General features: G+C 63.1%; 18 protein-coding genes and 2 pseudogenes. 11 read left to right on the forward strand and 9 right to left on the reverse strand.

Annotation, left to right across the window (positions count from 1 at the left end; translation table 11 throughout):
* Positions 1–279 (forward strand): annotated as a pseudogene (locus tag NKJ06_RS29570) (hypothetical protein); the annotation flags it as partial.
* 123 nt (positions 280–402) lie between these two features.
* Here the strand turns inward: NKJ06_RS29570 and NKJ06_RS29575 are convergent.
* Together NKJ06_RS29575 and NKJ06_RS29580 are read right to left on the reverse strand one after the other, a co-directional pair.
* Positions 403–1,062: a LuxR C-terminal-related transcriptional regulator gene (locus NKJ06_RS29575; protein ID WP_352635045.1), complete on the reverse strand. Its 660-nt coding sequence runs from the start codon at positions 1,060–1,062 to the stop codon at positions 403–405.
* On the reverse strand, positions 1,059–2,450 hold the full coding sequence (locus NKJ06_RS29580; protein WP_352635047.1) for a sensor histidine kinase: 1,392 nt from the start codon (positions 2,448–2,450) through the stop codon (positions 1,059–1,061). The genes NKJ06_RS29575 and NKJ06_RS29580 overlap by 4 nt, the downstream gene beginning before the upstream one ends.
* Before the next feature lie 171 nt (positions 2,451–2,621).
* Here NKJ06_RS29580 and NKJ06_RS29585 point away from each other — a divergent pair, with 171 nt between their 5' ends.
* The 4 genes from NKJ06_RS29585 to NKJ06_RS29600 all read left to right on the forward strand — a co-directional run bounded on the left by NKJ06_RS29585 (position 2,622) and on the right by NKJ06_RS29600 (position 6,038).
* Positions 2,622–2,963: a hypothetical protein gene (locus tag NKJ06_RS29585; RefSeq protein ID WP_352635049.1), complete on the forward strand. Its 342-nt coding sequence runs from the start codon at positions 2,622–2,624 to the stop codon at positions 2,961–2,963.
* A gap of 14 nt (positions 2,964–2,977) precedes the next feature.
* Positions 2,978–3,697, forward strand: a complete 720-nt coding sequence (locus tag NKJ06_RS29590; RefSeq protein WP_352635051.1) for a phosphatase PAP2 family protein — start codon at positions 2,978–2,980, stop codon at positions 3,695–3,697.
* 271 nt (positions 3,698–3,968) lie between these two features.
* On the forward strand, positions 3,969–4,247 hold the full coding sequence (locus NKJ06_RS29595) for a helix-turn-helix domain-containing protein (protein WP_352635053.1): 279 nt from the start codon (positions 3,969–3,971) through the stop codon (positions 4,245–4,247).
* A 69-nt stretch (positions 4,248–4,316) separates the two neighbouring features.
* Positions 4,317–6,038: a SulP family inorganic anion transporter gene (locus tag NKJ06_RS29600; RefSeq protein ID WP_352635056.1), complete on the forward strand. Its 1,722-nt coding sequence runs from the start codon at positions 4,317–4,319 to the stop codon at positions 6,036–6,038.
* A 200-nt stretch (positions 6,039–6,238) separates the two neighbouring features.
* Here the strand turns inward: NKJ06_RS29600 and NKJ06_RS29605 are convergent, their stop codons facing one another.
* The 6 genes from NKJ06_RS29605 to NKJ06_RS29630 are packed head-to-tail and all read right to left on the reverse strand — an operon-like array spanning position 6,239 to position 11,069.
* A complete protein-coding gene (locus NKJ06_RS29605) occupies positions 6,239–7,420 on the reverse strand; it encodes an arabinose transporter (RefSeq protein WP_352811617.1) in 1,182 nt (393 codons plus the stop codon).
* Positions 7,421–7,460: 40 nt separating this feature from the next.
* On the reverse strand, positions 7,461–7,895 hold the full coding sequence (locus tag NKJ06_RS29610; RefSeq protein WP_352635060.1) for a lipocalin-like domain-containing protein: 435 nt from the start codon (positions 7,893–7,895) through the stop codon (positions 7,461–7,463).
* A gap of 58 nt (positions 7,896–7,953) precedes the next feature.
* Entirely contained in the window at positions 7,954–8,970 is a 1,017-nt protein-coding gene (locus NKJ06_RS29615; protein WP_352635062.1) for a zinc-dependent alcohol dehydrogenase family protein, read from the reverse strand.
* A 26-nt stretch (positions 8,971–8,996) separates the two neighbouring features.
* Complete coding sequence (locus NKJ06_RS29620) at positions 8,997–9,392, reverse strand: (R)-mandelonitrile lyase (RefSeq protein ID WP_352635064.1); 396 nt, start codon at positions 9,390–9,392, stop codon at positions 8,997–8,999.
* Positions 9,393–9,411: 19 nt separating this feature from the next.
* Positions 9,412–9,882: a cyclophilin-like fold protein gene (locus tag NKJ06_RS29625; protein WP_352635065.1), complete on the reverse strand. Its 471-nt coding sequence runs from the start codon at positions 9,880–9,882 to the stop codon at positions 9,412–9,414.
* Positions 9,879–11,069, reverse strand: a complete 1,191-nt coding sequence (locus tag NKJ06_RS29630; RefSeq protein WP_352635067.1) for an MFS transporter — start codon at positions 11,067–11,069, stop codon at positions 9,879–9,881. The genes NKJ06_RS29625 and NKJ06_RS29630 overlap by 4 nt, the downstream gene beginning before the upstream one ends.
* 151 nt (positions 11,070–11,220) lie before the next feature.
* Between NKJ06_RS29630 and NKJ06_RS29635 the strand changes: the two genes are divergently transcribed.
* Positions 11,221–12,114 carry a LysR family transcriptional regulator gene (locus NKJ06_RS29635; RefSeq protein ID WP_352635069.1) on the forward strand — a complete coding sequence of 298 codons (894 nt, stop codon included), beginning with the start codon at positions 11,221–11,223 and terminating at the stop codon, positions 12,112–12,114.
* 290 nt (positions 12,115–12,404) lie between these two features.
* Here the strand turns inward: NKJ06_RS29635 and NKJ06_RS29640 are convergent, their stop codons facing one another.
* Positions 12,405–13,022 (reverse strand): FMN-dependent NADH-azoreductase, encoded by a 618-nt coding sequence (locus tag NKJ06_RS29640; RefSeq protein WP_352635071.1) that lies wholly within the window; start codon positions 13,020–13,022, stop codon positions 12,405–12,407.
* An 87-nt stretch (positions 13,023–13,109) separates the two neighbouring features.
* Between NKJ06_RS29640 and NKJ06_RS29645 the strand changes: the two genes are divergently transcribed.
* From NKJ06_RS29645 to NKJ06_RS29665, 5 genes and pseudogenes are all read left to right on the forward strand, one after another.
* Complete coding sequence (locus tag NKJ06_RS29645; protein ID WP_352635072.1) at positions 13,110–13,490, forward strand: winged helix-turn-helix transcriptional regulator; 381 nt, start codon at positions 13,110–13,112, stop codon at positions 13,488–13,490.
* Between the two features lie 11 nt (positions 13,491–13,501).
* Positions 13,502–13,867: pseudogene (locus NKJ06_RS29650) on the forward strand (hypothetical protein).
* 127 nt (positions 13,868–13,994) lie between these two features.
* A complete protein-coding gene (locus NKJ06_RS29655; protein WP_352635075.1) occupies positions 13,995–14,654 on the forward strand; it encodes a L,D-transpeptidase in 660 nt (219 codons plus the stop codon).
* Positions 14,655–14,664: 10 nt separating this feature from the next.
* Positions 14,665–15,177, forward strand: coding sequence for an OmpA family protein (locus NKJ06_RS29660; RefSeq protein ID WP_352635077.1), 513 nt, complete (start codon positions 14,665–14,667; stop codon positions 15,175–15,177).
* A 421-nt stretch (positions 15,178–15,598) separates the two neighbouring features.
* Positions 15,599–16,549, forward strand: coding sequence for an adenylate/guanylate cyclase domain-containing protein (locus NKJ06_RS29665; RefSeq protein ID WP_352811621.1), 951 nt, complete (start codon positions 15,599–15,601; stop codon positions 16,547–16,549).
* The last annotated feature ends 146 nt before the right edge of the window (positions 16,550–16,695 follow it).

Below are 16,695 nucleotides of genomic sequence, written 5' to 3' on the forward strand. Positions count from 1 at the left end.
GGTAATAGCAGCGGCGGAAATAGCGGCAACAGCAACGGGAACGGCAACAGCGGCAACAACGGCAAATCGGGATCCAATCAGGGTAAGAGCGCGAATCATGTCAATGCCACGACCGGCGACAAGGTCGACGTGACAGGCAACAAGATCACAGTCCGGCATCCCGACGGCATAACGGAAAAGGTCGAGAACGGTCGTTTCAAGATGGAGGATGCTCTCGGTCGCACGATCATCGACCGTCGGGCCACGCCGGCCGATGTCAGCCGTCTCAAGGCCTTGTGAAGCCGGCCAACAGGCAACGGCCAGCTTCACACGTCACCTCCGCCGCCCCCCGGCGGAGGTGACCTCGGTTTTGGGCCGGCGGTTGCCGCGATGGCTGAACCGCTCCAAATTCCTCGGACCGCTTTAGTGGTTCCCGTCGCGGTCGCGCGCCTCACGCATCATCAAGGCTGCTTCAGTGCGGTTTCGCACATTGAGTTTCGACAGCACGCCGGTCATGTGATGCTTGACGGTCTTCTCCTGAAGCTCCAGCCGCAAGGCGACTTCCTTGTTGCTCAGCCCTTCAGCCACCAGCCGCAGGATTTCCGTCTGCCGCTCGGTGAGTTGCCGCAGGCGGTCCGCTATGCCGTTGGTGGGTTGCTGGGACTGGAGATCCGAAAGCAGCCGGGCCGACAGCGTCGGCGAAAGATAGCTCTCGCCGGCCGCCACGTTGCGCAGGATGTCGGCAAGCGCGCGAGATCCGATACCTTTGAGGACATAGCCGCACACCCCTGCATTCAGAGCCATGGTCACATCGGCATTGGCCTCCGAAACGGTCAGCATGACGATCTTCTGGGCGGGATGGCCGGCGAGGATGCCGGCAACCGCGGCCAGACCGCCGCCCGGCATGGAGATGTCGAGCAGCAATATGTCGGGCTGCACGGTCGCGGCGATGCGTTCGGCATCCTGCGCCGTGGCACCCTCGCCAACCATCTCGAAGCCTCCGATCTCCGACAGGCTGCGCGTCACGCCTTCGCGGAAGAGGGGATGATCGTCGATAATGGCGATGCGAATGACACCAGTCATGCTTGCTCCTCGACCGATAGACGGATTACCAGACGCGTGCCTTGCGGCCCGGTCAAGGTTTCGAACTGGCCGCCAATGCTTTCGACCCGCTCCCTGAGACCAGCGAGCCCGAGGCCCTCGTCCCGGGCGGGATCGAAGCCTGGTCCGGCATCCGATACTTCAACGTAAAGCCTGCCACCCTTCATTCCGGCACTCACCGCCTGATCCTTGCCTCGCGCGTGGCGATAGGCGTTGTTCAGCCCTTCCTGCACGAACCGATAGATGCTGATCTTCTCCGAGGCGCCGGGCTCTGGCAACTGCCCGGCCAGCGTGAGGGTCACGGACGTTCCCGTCCGCAGCTGGTGTTCATTGACGGCCAGCCGCAGAATGTCGTTTGCCGCGGCCGTCTCTATCTGCGGCAGGACGAGGCCGGTGCAGATACCGCGTATTTCGCGCAATGCATCCTCCAGTGTTTTGCGGATCATCGCGACTTCGGTCGAGCGGCTTTCGCCCGAATGGCCATCGCCGGAAAACACCGGACTATCCATGCGCAGCGCCGCCAGCGCCACGAGTTGCGCCGGACCGTCATGGAGATCGGCGCCGATGCGGCGCAAATATCTTTCGTTGAGCGCGGTGGCGCGACGGGACGCCCGCTGCACGCGCAGTCGCAAGGCGCTGTTCTGCGTCACCAGACCTTGCAGCTCCGACACCTGGCGGCGCAGCGCGCCGCGCTGATCGTCGATGATGCGGCTGCCGCGCAGGACGATGCCCGACAGGAGCAGGAAGGCCGCCAGCGTCGCGCCGGCCACGATCAGCCAGCTTGACCACAAAGCGGAGGCGAGCGTGGCTTTGAAGTCGTCGGCGATCTCATAGAATTCGGTGACGGCGACCACCTCGCCCGACCACGGCTCGCGCACGGGATTGTAGATTTCCAGCAATGGCACGCCGATCGCCTCTTCCTGGCGTTCGTTCTCATCGAACGTGTCGAACTGGGCGACGACATCGCCCTGGAAGGCGGAACGCAGGCCGTCGCTCGGTTCGAAGCGGCGGCCGATCAGGGCCGTCTCCTTGGCATAGAGAATCGTGCCGTCGCGGCTCCAGAGCTTGAACGATACGAGGCGCTTGCCGAGCGCGCCCTGGCCAAGCGTCTCGTCGAGCGCCTGCTTGACGGAGTCGCTGAGTTCCTGTTGCTTGCGCAAATCGGGAAGCAGCGGTGCAATCACGCTGTCGACATACAGCGCCGTTGTGGCGGCCGAATTGCGGATCACGCCGTCCCGGATCTGCCCCGTCACCCAGGCACCCACCACCAGCATGACGGCAAGCAGGCCAAAGCCGCCGGCAACGACGAATTGCAGGGCAAGAGAAAGCTCGCCCCAGCGCCGCGCCAAGTTTTGAAAAATACGAATCATGAACCCCTGACCGCCCTTCAATCGATAGGCTGGGCGATTTCGGCACATTGAGCTTCCGGCTCGCCGTTGCCAAGGCCTACGTTTGGTCGAGGTCGCTTGACGTGTCGGCGCGCTTCGGAAACAAGGGCCGCGACACACGCGGCGGGAGCCGCTTCGAGAGGGGATGGGACGTTGAGTTTTTCGGGATTGCTGCAACTCGGCTTTTCGACCGTCATTTTCCTGCTCGCGGCCACCGCCGCCAAGCAATGGGGCATGGCGCCGAACCTTGGCAAGATCCTGCTGACGCTGGCGCTTTATTCTTTGGGCAATCTGATCATGCTGCGGCTGATCCGCGAATTCGGCATGTCGGTGTCGTTCAGCCTGTCGGCCGTCATCCAGCTGGTCTCGGTGAATGTCGTCGCGTTGGTCTTCTTCGGCGAACGGGTCAACGCGTTGCAGGCGACCGGCATCATGCTGGCAATCGCCGCGGTGGCGCTGATCACGCTCGGACCCTATCTGCAAGGTCGGTTGTAACAGGCGAATTGCCGATGAAGAACGCCGCGAACACTCTGCTTAACCGGGTCGAATTCCCGGTGCTGCTGGCCGGCATGGTCATCGCCGCCGGCCTGTGGGGCTTCGAGGAGTTGATGGAGGTGGCGCGGGCCACGACGCCGCACGCTTTCGACACCGAAATCATGCTCGCCTTCCGCAAGGCGGGTCAGCCCGACAGCCCGATCGGCCCGCCCTGGCTGGAAGGGGCGATGCGCGACATCACCAGCTTGGGCAGCGGCAGCGTGGTGGTGCTGATCGTGACGGCGGTAATCCTTTATCTGTTGCATATCCGCAGGCCGGCGACCGCCCTTTTCGTCTTCGCCGCGGTGGCCGGTGGTCAGGTCCTGTCGAGCCTCCTGAAAGCCGGCATCGATCGGCCGCGCCCCGAACTCGTCTCGCATCTGGTCAACGAGACCTCGCTGTCCTTTCCGAGCGGCCACGCCATGCTCTCGGCAGTTACCTATCTGACGCTCGGCGCGCTGGCAGCGCGCTTCCTGCCGGGGCGAACGACGAAGATCTATGTGCTGTCGCTGGCCGTGCTGACGACGCTGCTGGTCGGCATCAGCCGCGTCTACCTCGGTGTGCACTGGCCGTCGGATGTGCTGGCCGGCTGGTGCGCCGGCTTCGTCTGGGCAATGCTGTGCTGGCTCACGGCCTGGGCGTGGCAGCGATGGCGCGGGCAGCGCCCGAACGGCGACAGCGAGGCCGGCGATTAGATCAGCCGGTTGATCAGCCCGTGCCCGCAGCCCGTTAGCAGGAAAACCACCGACAGCAAGCATGCCGATGTCATGAAGGTCTTGAGAACAGTCATACCGCGTTACCCCCACCCCAGATGGAACACCCTAGCCCGCAATTCTCGGGAAGTATCTGAAAAAATGGTCGACCAGGCGATGACGCTGACGTCTCAGACGTTCATATTGATGCTTGAAACATCATAATGGTGGTATTATACGTTATTTCTGCAGACTCAGACGGGGATTCCGGCCGATGATCACTGCCGCGCAGATGCGCGCCGCAAGGGCGCTGGCCGGCATCGATCAGAAGACGCTCGCCGAGCGTGCCGGCGTTTCGCTTCCGACGATACAGCGCATGGAAGCAAGCGACGGTGTGGTCAGGGGCGTGGTCGACACGCTGATGAAGGTCATCCAGGCCCTCGACGGGGCCGGGGTGGAATTGATCGGCGAGAACCAGACCAGCGAGCGCGGCGGCCGGGGCGTGCGCCTCAAGCCTGTCGTGCCGCCAGATCCCAAGGCTGAGCCGGCATAAAGTCGCGACGGCGACCGCCGACAGTCCTGCCGACGATCCCGCCGCCTTTCAGGGTACGGAAGGCAGTCCATGGATCAGACGCAGCGGGCCGTACATCAACCGGCCCACAAGTCGGTAAAGCCGACATTTTCCGAATTGTTCACGCCAAAGTTGGTGACGGTCTGGCGCGAGGGCTACACGCTCGCGAACTTCAAGGCCGACGCCATCGCCGGGCTGACGGTCGCCATCGTCGCGCTACCGTTGTCGATGGCGATCGCGATCGCCTCGGGCGTGACTCCCGAGCGCGGCCTCTACACCTCGATCGTCGGCGGATTCATCATTTCGGCGCTCGGCGGCAGCCGCTTCCAGATCGGCGGTCCGGCAGGTGCCTTCATCGTGCTGGTGGCCGCTACGGTTGCCCGGGTCGGTATCGACGGACTGCTGTTGGCAACGATGATGGCAGGCGTCTTCCTGCTCGCCATCGGCTATCTCCGGCTCGGAACCTACATCAAGTTCATTCCCTATCCGGTGACGGTCGGCTTCACCGCCGGCATCGCCGTCATCATCTTTTCAGGACAGATCGTCGAACTGTTCGGGCTGAAGCTTGCCGGCAAGGAGCCGGGACCGCTGGTGCCGAAGTTGATCGCGGTCGGCGAGGCGGCCGGCACCATCAACCCCGCGGCGACCTTCGTGGCGATGTTGACGATCGTCACCATCGCCGGCCTGAGGCGCTGGCGGCCGACATGGCCCGCCATGCTCATCGCCATTGGGCTGGCATCGCTGGCCGTGGCGCTTCTTTCACTGCCCGCGGAGACGATCGGCACCCGATTTGGCGGTATCCCACGCAGTCTGCAAATGCCTGCCTTGCCGCCGATCAGCCTAGACAGGATGATTGACGTGCTACCGGATGCCATCGCCTTTGCCTTGCTCGGCGCGATCGAATCGCTGCTGTCGGCGGTGGTCGCCGATGGGATGACGGGCCGGCGGCATCGTTCCAACTGTGAACTGGTGGCGCAAGGCTTTGCCAACGTCGCGTCCGCCCTGTTCGGCGGCATCTGCGCCACCGGCACCATCGCCCGCACGGCGACCAATGTGCGGGCCGGCGCCCACGGGCCGATTTCTGGCGTGGTCCACTCGGCCATCCTGCTGGCGCTGATGCTGGTGGCTGCGCCGCTCGCCAGCTACATCCCGCTTGCCGCCCTTGCTGGCGTGCTGGCGGTCGTGTGCTGGAACATGTTCGAGAAACAGGCCTTCGCCACGCTGTTGCGCGCTTCGCGCGGCGACGCGCTGGTGCTGATGGCGACCTTCCTGCTCGTCATCTTCCGCGACCTCACCGAAGGGATCGTCGTCGGCTTCGTGCTGGGGTCGATCCTGTTCATCGACCGCATGGCCAAGAGCATCGCGGTCGAGGCCGATCAGCCGCTGGTGCGGGAGGACGAGGCCGACAGCACCAACGCCTACGATTCGAGCGAGGCGACCGACGCCGACACCGTCGTCTACCGCATCTCGGGCGCCTTCTTCTTCGGCGCCGCATCGACCGTCGGCACCGTGCTCGACCGCATCGCCGACCAGCGCAAGAACTTCATCCTCGACTGCTCGGCCGTACCATTCTTCGATTCGACGGCGGCCAATGTCATCGAGGGCGCCGCGCACAAGGCCAGGCGCGCCGGTGTCCGCTTCATCATATCGGGTGCTGCGCCGCAGATACGGCGCATGCTGATCAACCACGGCGTCAAGCGTCCGTTGGTCACCTATGCCGCCTCGATCCGGGACGCCCGGGCACAGCTGAAAGGGAAGCTGGAGGCAGAGTAGCAAGTGAATTGCCGGTCGGACAAGGTGCCCACCTGTTGAACTCTTGACCCTGAGCTGGCTCACGCACGACGCGACGTGAACGACCGCATTGCACCCTATGTCGGCCGTAGAAGTCGATCTCGCCATTGCCCGGAAGCAGGTCGGCGGCGAAGCGGGAGCGATCGTCGTTGCCCAACATCTCGAGCACCGAATATCCGGCACTAAAGTGGACGGTTATGCCGACCCAGCAGCAGAGCGATGCCCAAGGCCGGAAGCGTCGCCGTCGCGCCGGCGAGGAAGACGAATTGCAGGCCGGCCGACGCGGCGATCAAGCCAAGCGCCGGGCTGCCGAAGCCGAGCGCCACGTCGAGGAAGACGGTGTAGAGCCCCATGGCCAGGCCGCGGCTGCGTTGCGGAAGACGGCTTACGGCCGCGGCACCGAAACCGGGATAGACCAGCGAGTAGCCGAGGCCAGTCAGGCCCGCACCGATAGCGGCGAGAACGGGCCCGGGCGCAAGCCAGATCAGCATCAGCCCTGCCGCCTCGACCGCCACGAAGATCACGGCGACGCGCGCGCTCCCTAACCTGTCAGGCAGGTGGCCGAAGCACAGCCTTGCCGCGATCAGCGCCGCGGCATAAGCGGTGAAGGGAAGCCAGACCGGCTGCCAGCCGCGTTCGGCAAAGAGCAGCGCGCCAAAGGACAGGATCGCGCCATAGCCAAGGCTGCTGAAAGCAGCTCCGACGCCGGGAAGCCAGACCGCTTGCGCCACGCTCGTCCATGAGCGTCGCGCGGCGCTCGCGGCGAGGCTGGTGCCACGCATAGGCAGGATGGCAAGCAGCGTCGCAAGCGGCAGGCCGACCGTCGCGAGTGCGATCGCGGCGAAGCCGCTCGCCGCGTAAAGCGCAGATCCGATCGGCGCGCCTAACGCGAGTGCCGCGAACATCGCCGTGCCCACCCAGGCTATGACCTTTCCGGAGTTCTGTCCGCCCGCAAGGGAAAGTCCCCAGGCGACGCCGCCGGTGATGATGAAGCTCTCAGACGCGCCCAGTACCGCCCGGCCGGCGAAGAGCGCCGATGCGGACGCTACCGGTCGGTCGAGCAATGCCAGCGAGCCGAGATAAATGAACCCCGTCAGGGCAGCGGCAATGAGGCCGACGATGACGGCCCGCTTGCCGCCGCGCCCATCGGCGTAATTTCCGGCTCCAATGCGCGACAGCATCGAGGCGACGAACTGGCTGCCCGTCACCAGCCCGACTGCGAAGGGGCCGAAGCCGAGCTGCTGGTGAAGATGCAGCGGCAGGACGGGTAGCGCCAAGCCGATCAGGAGGAAGCCGGCGAAGACAGCCGCCATGATTGGCACCAGTTCCGCTATCGCGCCATTTCGGTCTGAAGTCCGCGCCATTTGTGGCCACCGATAACACTTTGACAGCCGGCTGTTCCGATCAGTAACGTTCGTAGGTCACGCGCCAGCCCTCGGCCGGATTGTCCGGCGTGAGGACCAATTTGTTGTCCGAGACTTCGAATTTGCGTTTCATGCTCTTCCCGACAAGGTTGCGGACCAGGGAGGACTCGATCGTGATGACGAAGGTCTTGTCCTGGTCGTTGATGGCGACCGGCCCGTAATAGGCTTCGTAGCCATTCGCCGTGTAAGGCGTGTCCGGCGCCTTGGCGTCGGGGTTCTGGGCCTGCACCGAGAGAGTGCCGGCCTCGGTGAAGATGACCTGGCCGGAATATGGCACGGGCTTGAGATTTCCCTCGGTGCCGGCCTCGAGCGACCTCATGCGCCATGCGCCGATGATCGGGGACTCTTGGGAGAAAGCCGGCGTGGCGACCGAAAGCGCAAGCGCCAGGGCGGCTATCTTCAATCTCATCGTCATATGTCGTTATTCCTTTTCTGAGTTGTGGGTGCGCACAGGCCGTCCGCCCAATCTTCGCTCACACCGAAAGCATGACCTTGATGGCGCGCCGCTCGTCCATGGCGCGGTAGCCTTCAGCGACCTCGGCCAGCGGCAGCTTGAGGTCGAAGACCTTGCCGGGCTTGATCGCGCCCTTGAGCACACGGTCCATAAGGTCGGGCAGGAAGCGGCGCACCGGCGCCGGGCCGCCCAACATGCGCTTCTGGCCGAAGAATAGTTTTTGGCCGTCGAAATTCACGCCGTGCGGCACGCCGACATAGCCGATGGTGCCGCCGGGGCGGGAGCAGGCCAGCGCCTGGTCGAAGGATTCTCCCGTGCCGACGCATTCCAGCACCGAGTCTGCGCCAACGCCCTTGGTGAGTTCCTTGATGCGCGCGACGCCTTCCTCGCCTCGCTCGGCCACAATATCAGTGGCGCCGAATTCGCGGGCGAGCTTTTGGCGGCTCTCGTGCCGGCTCATGGCGATGATACGCTCAGCGCCCATCTCCTTGGCCGCAAGCACGCCCATCAGGCCGACCGCACCGTCGCCTACTACCACCACCGTCGATCCTTCTCGAACCTCGGCCGCGTCGGCCGCATACCAGCCGGTGCCGAGCACATCGGACACAGCCAGCAGGTCAGGGATGAGTTCGGCCGGCGGCACCTCGGCGGTGGCGACGAGTGTGCCATCCGCCAAAGGCACGCGGGCGTAAGGCGCCTGCGCGCCCGACATGAACTCGCGCTGCACACAGGACGACTGGAAGCCGAAGCGGCAATGCGGGCAGGTATTGTCGGAGAGGCAGAACGACCCGACGACGAACTGGCCGGGACGAACCGTGCGCACCTCTGCGCCGACCTCGATGACGATGCCACAATATTCGTGGCCCATATGCATCGGGCCGTCGACCGGCTGCAGCCCGCGATAGGGCCACAGGTCCGAGCCGCAGATGCAGCTTGCCGACAGCTTGATGAGTGCGTCCGTTGGCCGCACGATTTTCGGATCGGCGATTTCCTCGCAGCGGATGTCGCCCGGTTTGTGAAGAACGGTTGCGAGCATTTTGGTTCCTTTTCGAGTGGAGAAGATCAAGCGCCGTAGTCGGCGTCGCTGACATGTTCCAGCCAGTCCACGACCTTGCCGTCTTTGACCTCCTGGAGGGCGATGTGGGTCATGGCGGTCTGGGGCGACGCGCCATGCCAGTGCTTTTCGCCGGGCGCGAACCAGACGACGTCTCCCGGACGGATTTCCTCGACCGGGCCACCCTGGCGCTGCACGCGACCAAGGCCGGAGACGACGATCAGCGTCTGGCCGAGCGGATGCGTGTGCCAGGCGGTGCGGGCACCGGGCTCGAAGGTCACCTGTGCGCCTTGGACCCGCCCGGCATCGAAGGGATTGAAGAGTGGATCGATCCGCACCGTTCCGGTGAACCAGTCAGTCGGTCCCTTACCGGAAGGCCTCGTGCCAGCGCGAAGAATGTCCATGGTGATCTCCTTTGTGTCCTCAAGTGCGTTCGATGCGAAGCGGGAACTCGCCGCGAATGTGCAGGGCCTGCTCGCCCTCATCGAAGCGGCCGAGCCTGATCAGCCCGGGATGGCGATAGTCGGCGTAGAACATGGCCAGGTTGCCCCATGGCGTGAAATAGCAGAGGTCGTAGGGCTGCTCGTTGGCGAACGGACCACTTCCCTTCTCCGTCAGCTTGCGCGGCAGATAGGCGATCTTCTCGTTATGCGCGTAGTCCTCGATCTTGAGATCGAGCGGCAGCATGGACAAGAAGTCGCGCGCCGACGGATTGTCGTAGAGCGTGGCGGTCATGATACGGCCGTTGAAAACCATCCTGATCTTCATGTCGGTTGACTCCTGGCTGACTGAGGCTTCGCCTTCTTGGCTGGCGGCTGCGCGAGGTAGGGCCGCCATAGCGAGCGCGGTGCCGAGCAATGTTCGGCGGTTAAGCGGCGCACGCTCGATGGTCATGGCAAGGACCTCCGGGCCATATGCGATGCGCCAAGGGCGGCGAGCGCCGATCCACAGAGCAGCACCGCGCCGAAAGTGAATGCACCCCACCAGCCGACCGTATCGAAGAGCGTGCCGCCGATGGCGGCGCCGCCGGTGATGGCGAGCTGGATGACGGCTACCTGCAATCCGCCGCCGGCCTCCGCGTCGTCCGGCAACGTCCGGCTAAGCCAGGTGCCCCAGCCAACGGGCGCGGCCGTGCCGAAGAAACCCCAGGCAACGAGCAGCGACGCTGTAGGAATCGGCATCGCACCGAAGGCGATGAGCGCTACGGCCAGCGCGGCCATGACCAGCGGTATGACGATGAGGACGCTGAACAGGCGCGTGCGCAAAAGCCGGCCTATGCAGAGGGTGCCGAGCACCCCGGCCAGCCCCATCGCCAGCAGGATCGCCGAAAGCGCGGCGATGTCGAGCCGGGTGACGCTCTCGAGGAAGGGCCGAAGATAGGTAAAGAGCGCGAACTGGCCCATGAACAGCATCATGATCGACGCCATGCCGATGGCGACAGGAAGACGGCCGAGCAGCGCCAGCGGATTGCCTGGACGCTTCCTCTGGCGCGGGGGCAGCGCCGGCAGGCTTATCCACTGCCAGGCCAGCGCCAGGAGCCCAAATGGCACGACGAGGAAAAAAGCACCGCGCCAGCCGACATAGGCGCCAAGAAAACTGCCCAGCGGCGCGGCGATGGTGGCTGCAATGGCATTGCCGGCGTTTAGCATGGCGAGACCCTTCGGAACCATGTCTTGCGGCACGAGGCGCATGACGATCGCGGTCGACATCGACCAGAACCCGCCGATCGCGATGCCGAGCAGCGCCCGGCCGACCATGAGAAACGCGTAGTTCGGCGCGAAGGTGACAGCCAGCCCGGACACGATGAGGAGAAGGGTGAAGCCGGTCACGACCAGCCGCCGGTCGATCCGGCGCGTGAGGCCGGCGACCAACAGGCTGGTCACGACGGCGAAAGCGCCCGAAATCGAGATCGCCTGTCCCGTGCGGCCCTCGGTGATGCCGAGATCGGCCGCTAGCGGCGACAGCAGGCTGACCGGCATGAATTCCGACGCGATGAGCACGAAAACACACAGCGCCATCGACAACACGGCGCCCCATGCGGCGCGGTCTTCGACAAGCCTTGTGTCGTACGTCGTTTCCATAATTGGCATCCTTGCTGGGCGACCGGGTGGATCAGCCGCCAATCCCCGTCGCGATGCCAGAAGATATTGCAGAGGAACCCATTCTATTAGACTAAGTAATTCGCATGGACTTATCTGTTCATGATATAAATGTCCGACCGGAGGTGCCCTAATGCAGCGCGATGGCATGAAGGATCTGCTATGGTTCGTGGCGGTCGCGCGGGAGCGCAGCTTCACCAAGGCGGCGGCCAAGCTCGGAACCTCGCAGTCGACCCTGAGTTCGACAATCAAGGAGCTTGAAGCTCGTCTCGGCGTCCGCCTGCTGACACGTACGACGCGGAGCGTCGCGCCGACCGAGGCCGGCGAGCGACTTTTCCAATCGCTTGTTCCCCGCTTCGAGGAAATCGAAGCCGACCTTGCAAGCCTGGTGGCCTTTCGCGACAAGCCCTCCGGAACGGTCCGTATCACGCTGTCCGACCATGCGCTCCAGACGACCGTCTGGCCGAAGCTGCAGCCGTTGCTCAGCAACTATCCTGACGTGCGCGTCGAACTCTACAGCGACAACGGTATGAAGAACATTGTGGAGGAGCGTTTCGACGCAGGCGTGCGGCTTGGTGAGAGCATCGACAGGGATATGATCGCAGTGCGCATCGGGCCGGATTGGAGGCTCGTGGCCGTGGCTTCGCCGGAGTACTTTTCCCGCCATCCGGTTCCGGCCGCACCCCAGGATCTGGTCGATCATGACTGCATTAATATGCGGCAGGCGACGTTCGGCGGATTGTATGCCTGGGAATTCGCCAGGGATGGCCGCGACCTTCGTGTACGGGTGGAAGGCCGACTCACCTTCAATTCGTCCATTCCCATGATCGAGGCTGCGATAAGCGGCTTTGGGATCGCCTATGTCCCGGAAAACCTCGTCAGCCACCACATCGCCAAGGGATGCCTTAGGCTCGTGCTTGACGACTGGAGTCCGCCATTTGCGGGCTATCACCTTTACTATCCGAGCAGGCGACAGCTCTCCCCTGCGATGGCGATGATCGTTGAGGCGCTTCGCCATCGCATCTGACCGTGCTGCGACGCATCGCTCAGCTCGAGGAACGGCTGGGGGCGCTCTTCACGGAGTTCGTATCCCGCAGGCTCGCCGCCTACGCGCCGCTTCTCGCGGGGCTGTCCATATCGCGTGACTGACGCGCGGCAGGTCACCGGCGACGCTTGCAGCGGACAAGTGCCTGCAAGCGGACAGGCGTCCGGGACCTCCAAGCGCTTTGGTTGATACGCCGGCTGGCCCCGGATCACCGCACCATTGCCGCGTTCCGGCACGACAATCCGGAGGTAGCAGACTGATGAGATTGCGGCTCAGGCGGCACGCTCTAGTGCAGCCCGGATCTGTGCTTCGGTGGAGGCGATCGCAGCCTTGGCTGCGTCCGGGCTTACGAGCGTCCCTTCCACGCGGACCACTTCGATATCCGTCAGTCCGATAAAGCCGAGAAGATGCGCGAGATAGGTGGTCTGGAAGTCTAACGGGGCATTCCTGCCTTCCGAAAAGACGCCGCCAGTTGCCGTCACGAGATAAACTTTCTTGGCGGGCAACAATCCCATCACACCGGTTGCGTCGTAGCGAAAGGTGACGCCAGGCCAAGTGATGTAGTCAAACCAAGCCTTGAGCTGCGTCGGCGGACCGAAGTTGATCATGCCCGAGCCAATGACAATCACGTCGGCAGCCTGAACCTCATCGACCAGGCTTTGAGCGAGATTGACGGCTTCGATCTGTTCGGGTGTACGCGTCTCGGGCGGCGCAATGCGGCCGTCGATATAGGCTGCCGTGATATGCGGCAGAGGTGCCGCCCCAAGATCACGTTCGACAATTGTGCCGCCAGAACGGGCGTTGAGGCTTTCAGCGATGTCACGGGCAAATCGGGTGGAAAGGCTCTGAGGACCGCGTGGGCTAGAGATAACGAGTAGGATGTTGGTCATTGGTGGCTCCTGAGTGAATAGGGTAGTATCAAACTGTGACCAACACTATTAAGGTGACTATCTGACTGTTCGCAAGAAGGCACATTCATGACACTCAGTGACATCGAGTTTCCTACCCCAAGCGAAGACGCCGACTGCCGTCCCGTTCGGGAGATCCTCGATCGCATTGCCGATAAGTGGAGTCTTTACATCTTCGTGGCCCTGAAGGATGGGCCGGTCCGCTTCAATGCATTGCGACGGCAGATCGACGGCATCTCGCAGCGGATGCTCACGATTACGCTTCGTCAATTGGAACGCGACGGTTTGATCAGTCGCACCCACTTTCCGACGATCCCACCGCGCGTGGATTACGAGCTGACTGCAGTCGGCAGGTCGCTTCTCGCCCCAGTCATGGCCTTGGTGACCTGGGCAGATTCAAATCGGGACGTGATCGAGGAGGCGCGCCGGCAACATGACCAAACTAGATGATCGCTGCGGCGATATATGTATTCGGCCTCTATCCCTCAAAGGCTGCAAATCCGCCAGCCCGAAGACTTGCCCGCTTTCGCAGCCTGCCCAGGGCAGAACAAGATGCGATTGATACCGTCGGCTAGCAGCAGTAGGCGGACTGGGAGGAGAGAAACGCCGCATTCTTCCCTCATCGCCACGGTATGGTCGGCAGAACGACGCGCGTTGCAAAGGACGGCATCGCCGACGCAGTGAACCCTTTCTGCGGCTACATTGTCATCGAGGCCGATACCATCGAGACCGCCGCCCGCCTGTTCGAGAACCACCCGCATTTCACCGTCTTCCCGGGAGACGGCGTGGATATCATGCCATTCCTCACTGGCGCTACGGTGACTTGAAACTCCCCTTTCTGATGTCAAAAGCCGTCTGTCCGCTTGCGGCGGACTAAAGCAACGCAACATTTCCACTTTGAGGCGAAATAATTCTCAACTATGGTCCGCCAGGCTTAAGGCATGGGGATTGCCGATGGTTTTATCACGCAGGGGTGTCGTGCTCGGCGGCCTGGCGCTGGTCGCGGTCGGTGCAACCGGCAATATTGTTCAAGCCGCGGCGGCAAAATCCTTTTTCGCCGGCACCGCCAGCGACAACAATTTTGTCTATCGCAAGACCAACTTCGCCAAGATCGACAAGAGATGGCATCGCCAGATCGTCAAGTATTTCAGCAGCGAGGCGGTCGGCACCGTCGTGGTCGATACCCGCCACCACTTCCTCTACCTCATCATGGAAAACAAGACCGCCATCCGCTACGGCGTCGGCGTAGGCAAGGACGGCTTCAAATGGTACGGGCGCGCGACGATCGACCGCCGCGCGCTGTGGCCGCAATGGGTCCCGCCCCCCGAAATGCGCAAGCGCAAGCCGGACCTACCGCCCATGGTCGCAGGCGGCGCGTCCAACAATCCGCTCGGGCCGCGCGCGCTCTATCTGTACCGCGACGGCGCCGACATCGGCTACCGCCTGCATGGCACGCTGGAGCCATGGAGCATCGGCACCGACGCTTCCAGCGGCTGCATCCGCATGTTCCCGGAAGACATCATCGACCTCTACCAGCGGTGCCCGATCGGCACCGCGGTGGAGGTGCTGCCGCACATCGCCGACCAGGCGCCCGCTTCCACCACCGTCGAATGATTGGCGCATCATGAACCGCATAATTGAAAACACGCGCCGGCTGCTCGCCGCCGGCCTGCTGGTTCTGGCCGCATCCTGCTCGACCAGCAACACGCTAGCCCCGTCCACGCCCGACGTCACCAACGCCGAGATTGCCGGCTTCCAGAACGTGCAGCCGGGCAGCGAGGAGGATTTTATCCTCAATGTTGGCCGCCGCACCTATTTCACGCAAGGTTCGGCCGCACTCGATTCTGTCGCCAAGGCCACGCTCGATACCCAGATCGCCTGGTTAGCAAAACATCCGCGCTGGCTGCTCAAGCTGCAGGGTTTCGCCGACGATCCCGGCGCAGGCGAAACGGCGCTGTCGCAGCAGCGCGCCGATGCGGTGATGGACTACCTAGCCGCCGGCGGCATAGACCGCAACCGCATGTGGGCCAAGGGCTACGGCAAGGACAGGCTCGTCCGCGACTGCCCCGACGCCGCCTGCAGGTCGCAGAACCGCCGCGTTGTGTCTAATTTGCGCGATGAGAGGGGCGAGTCGTAAGGGGCTGCTGTTTTGCTTGTCACCAAATCAGAGTCTCACACGGGACAACGGCATGGCTGCTTTGCGCGTCATCTCGGTCGATGAACCGAAAACGCATGCCGACCAAAAGCGGACCTAATCAATACAGACTCCCCTTGTTTTACGCGGGCAATCCTTCAAAGGCGCACAGCCCTTGCCGAGTCGCTCCTGGTCGCTGGCTTGACGGAGATACGAAACGTCGACTAGCCAGTTAGCATTTTGCGTCGGCCCAGAAGTTGCCAATGCAGGCGCCGCGCGTCTGAAGAGCAAAGGCTATCCGCCTTATCGGTTGTTTAGAGGTAGCGCGCGTCTGCGGCTTGCGGGTGAGATGACATTAGGCGAAGTTGGCGGAATCTTGGGGTCGCCGACTTAATTGGGGTTGGCCGACGACGGAGTGCCAGCAATGGACCGCAAGCTAGCCGCAATCCTTGCCGCCGACGTGGTCGGTTATTCCGCCATGATGGAAAGAGACGAGGCAGGTACGCATTTGGAGTTACGCACCTGCCGGCAGGAACTGTTCGAGCCCACAATTGCAAGACATCATGGTGTCATCTTTAAGCAGATGGGTGACGGGATGCTGGCTGAGTTTTCGTCTGTCGTGGAGGCGGTTCAATGCGCTGTGACGCTCCAACTTGCGCTGGCTGACAGGTATGCGAATTCGCCACATGATAGGCGTGTTGAGGTGCGCATTGGCGTTAATCTGGGTGAGGTCATAGTCGAGGGTGACGACAGGTTCGGCGACGGCGTGAATATTGCAGCACGACTTGAATCTCTGGCGGAGCCAGGGGGAGTATCCGTATCGGCAAGCGTTTACGAACAGGTAAGGCGCAAACTTGATATCCTCTTCGACGACTTGGGCACGCGAAGCCTTAAGAACATCGGCGAGCCGCTGCAGGTTTACCGCGCCGTAATACAACGGCCGGCAGGTGGCCGGGCGGCTAAGGCGGTTGGAAATTTGCGCCTGCCGGCAAAGCCCTCGATCGCCGTACTGCCCTTCACCAACATGGGCGGCGACGCGGAGGACATGTTCGTAGACGGACTGAGCGAAGACATTATCACCGATCTCTCCAGGAACGTCTCACTGTTCGTCATCGCCCGCCATTCGACCTTTGCGTACAAGGGCAAAGCGCTGGACATCCGCCACATCGCCCGAGATCTGGGCGTGCGCTATGTATTGGAAGGCAGCGCGCGCCGCGCGGCTGGCCGGGTGCGCATAAACGTTCAGTTGATCGATGCTGCCGGCGGCGATCATCTGTGGGCAGATCGCTTCGACCGAGACTTGGAAGATGTCTTTGCTGTGCAAGACGAGGTCACCGCGCGGGTGGTCCAGGCCCTGGTCGGTAGGCTCGAGTAGCGGTCTACGCTAGCTAATGGCAGCAAACGCCTTTCGCGCTCGCAAAGCTGCCAGTCAGGACGCGTGAAGAGTTTCGGGCGCCGGCAGGCGTACGAAAGTCCCCGAGGAAGGAACCCGTGGGCCACAGGCGATGGTTATGGGGATTT

Source organism: Mesorhizobium sp. M0293, assembly GCF_040321735.1.
GTDB lineage: Bacteria > Pseudomonadota > Alphaproteobacteria > Rhizobiales > Rhizobiaceae > Mesorhizobium.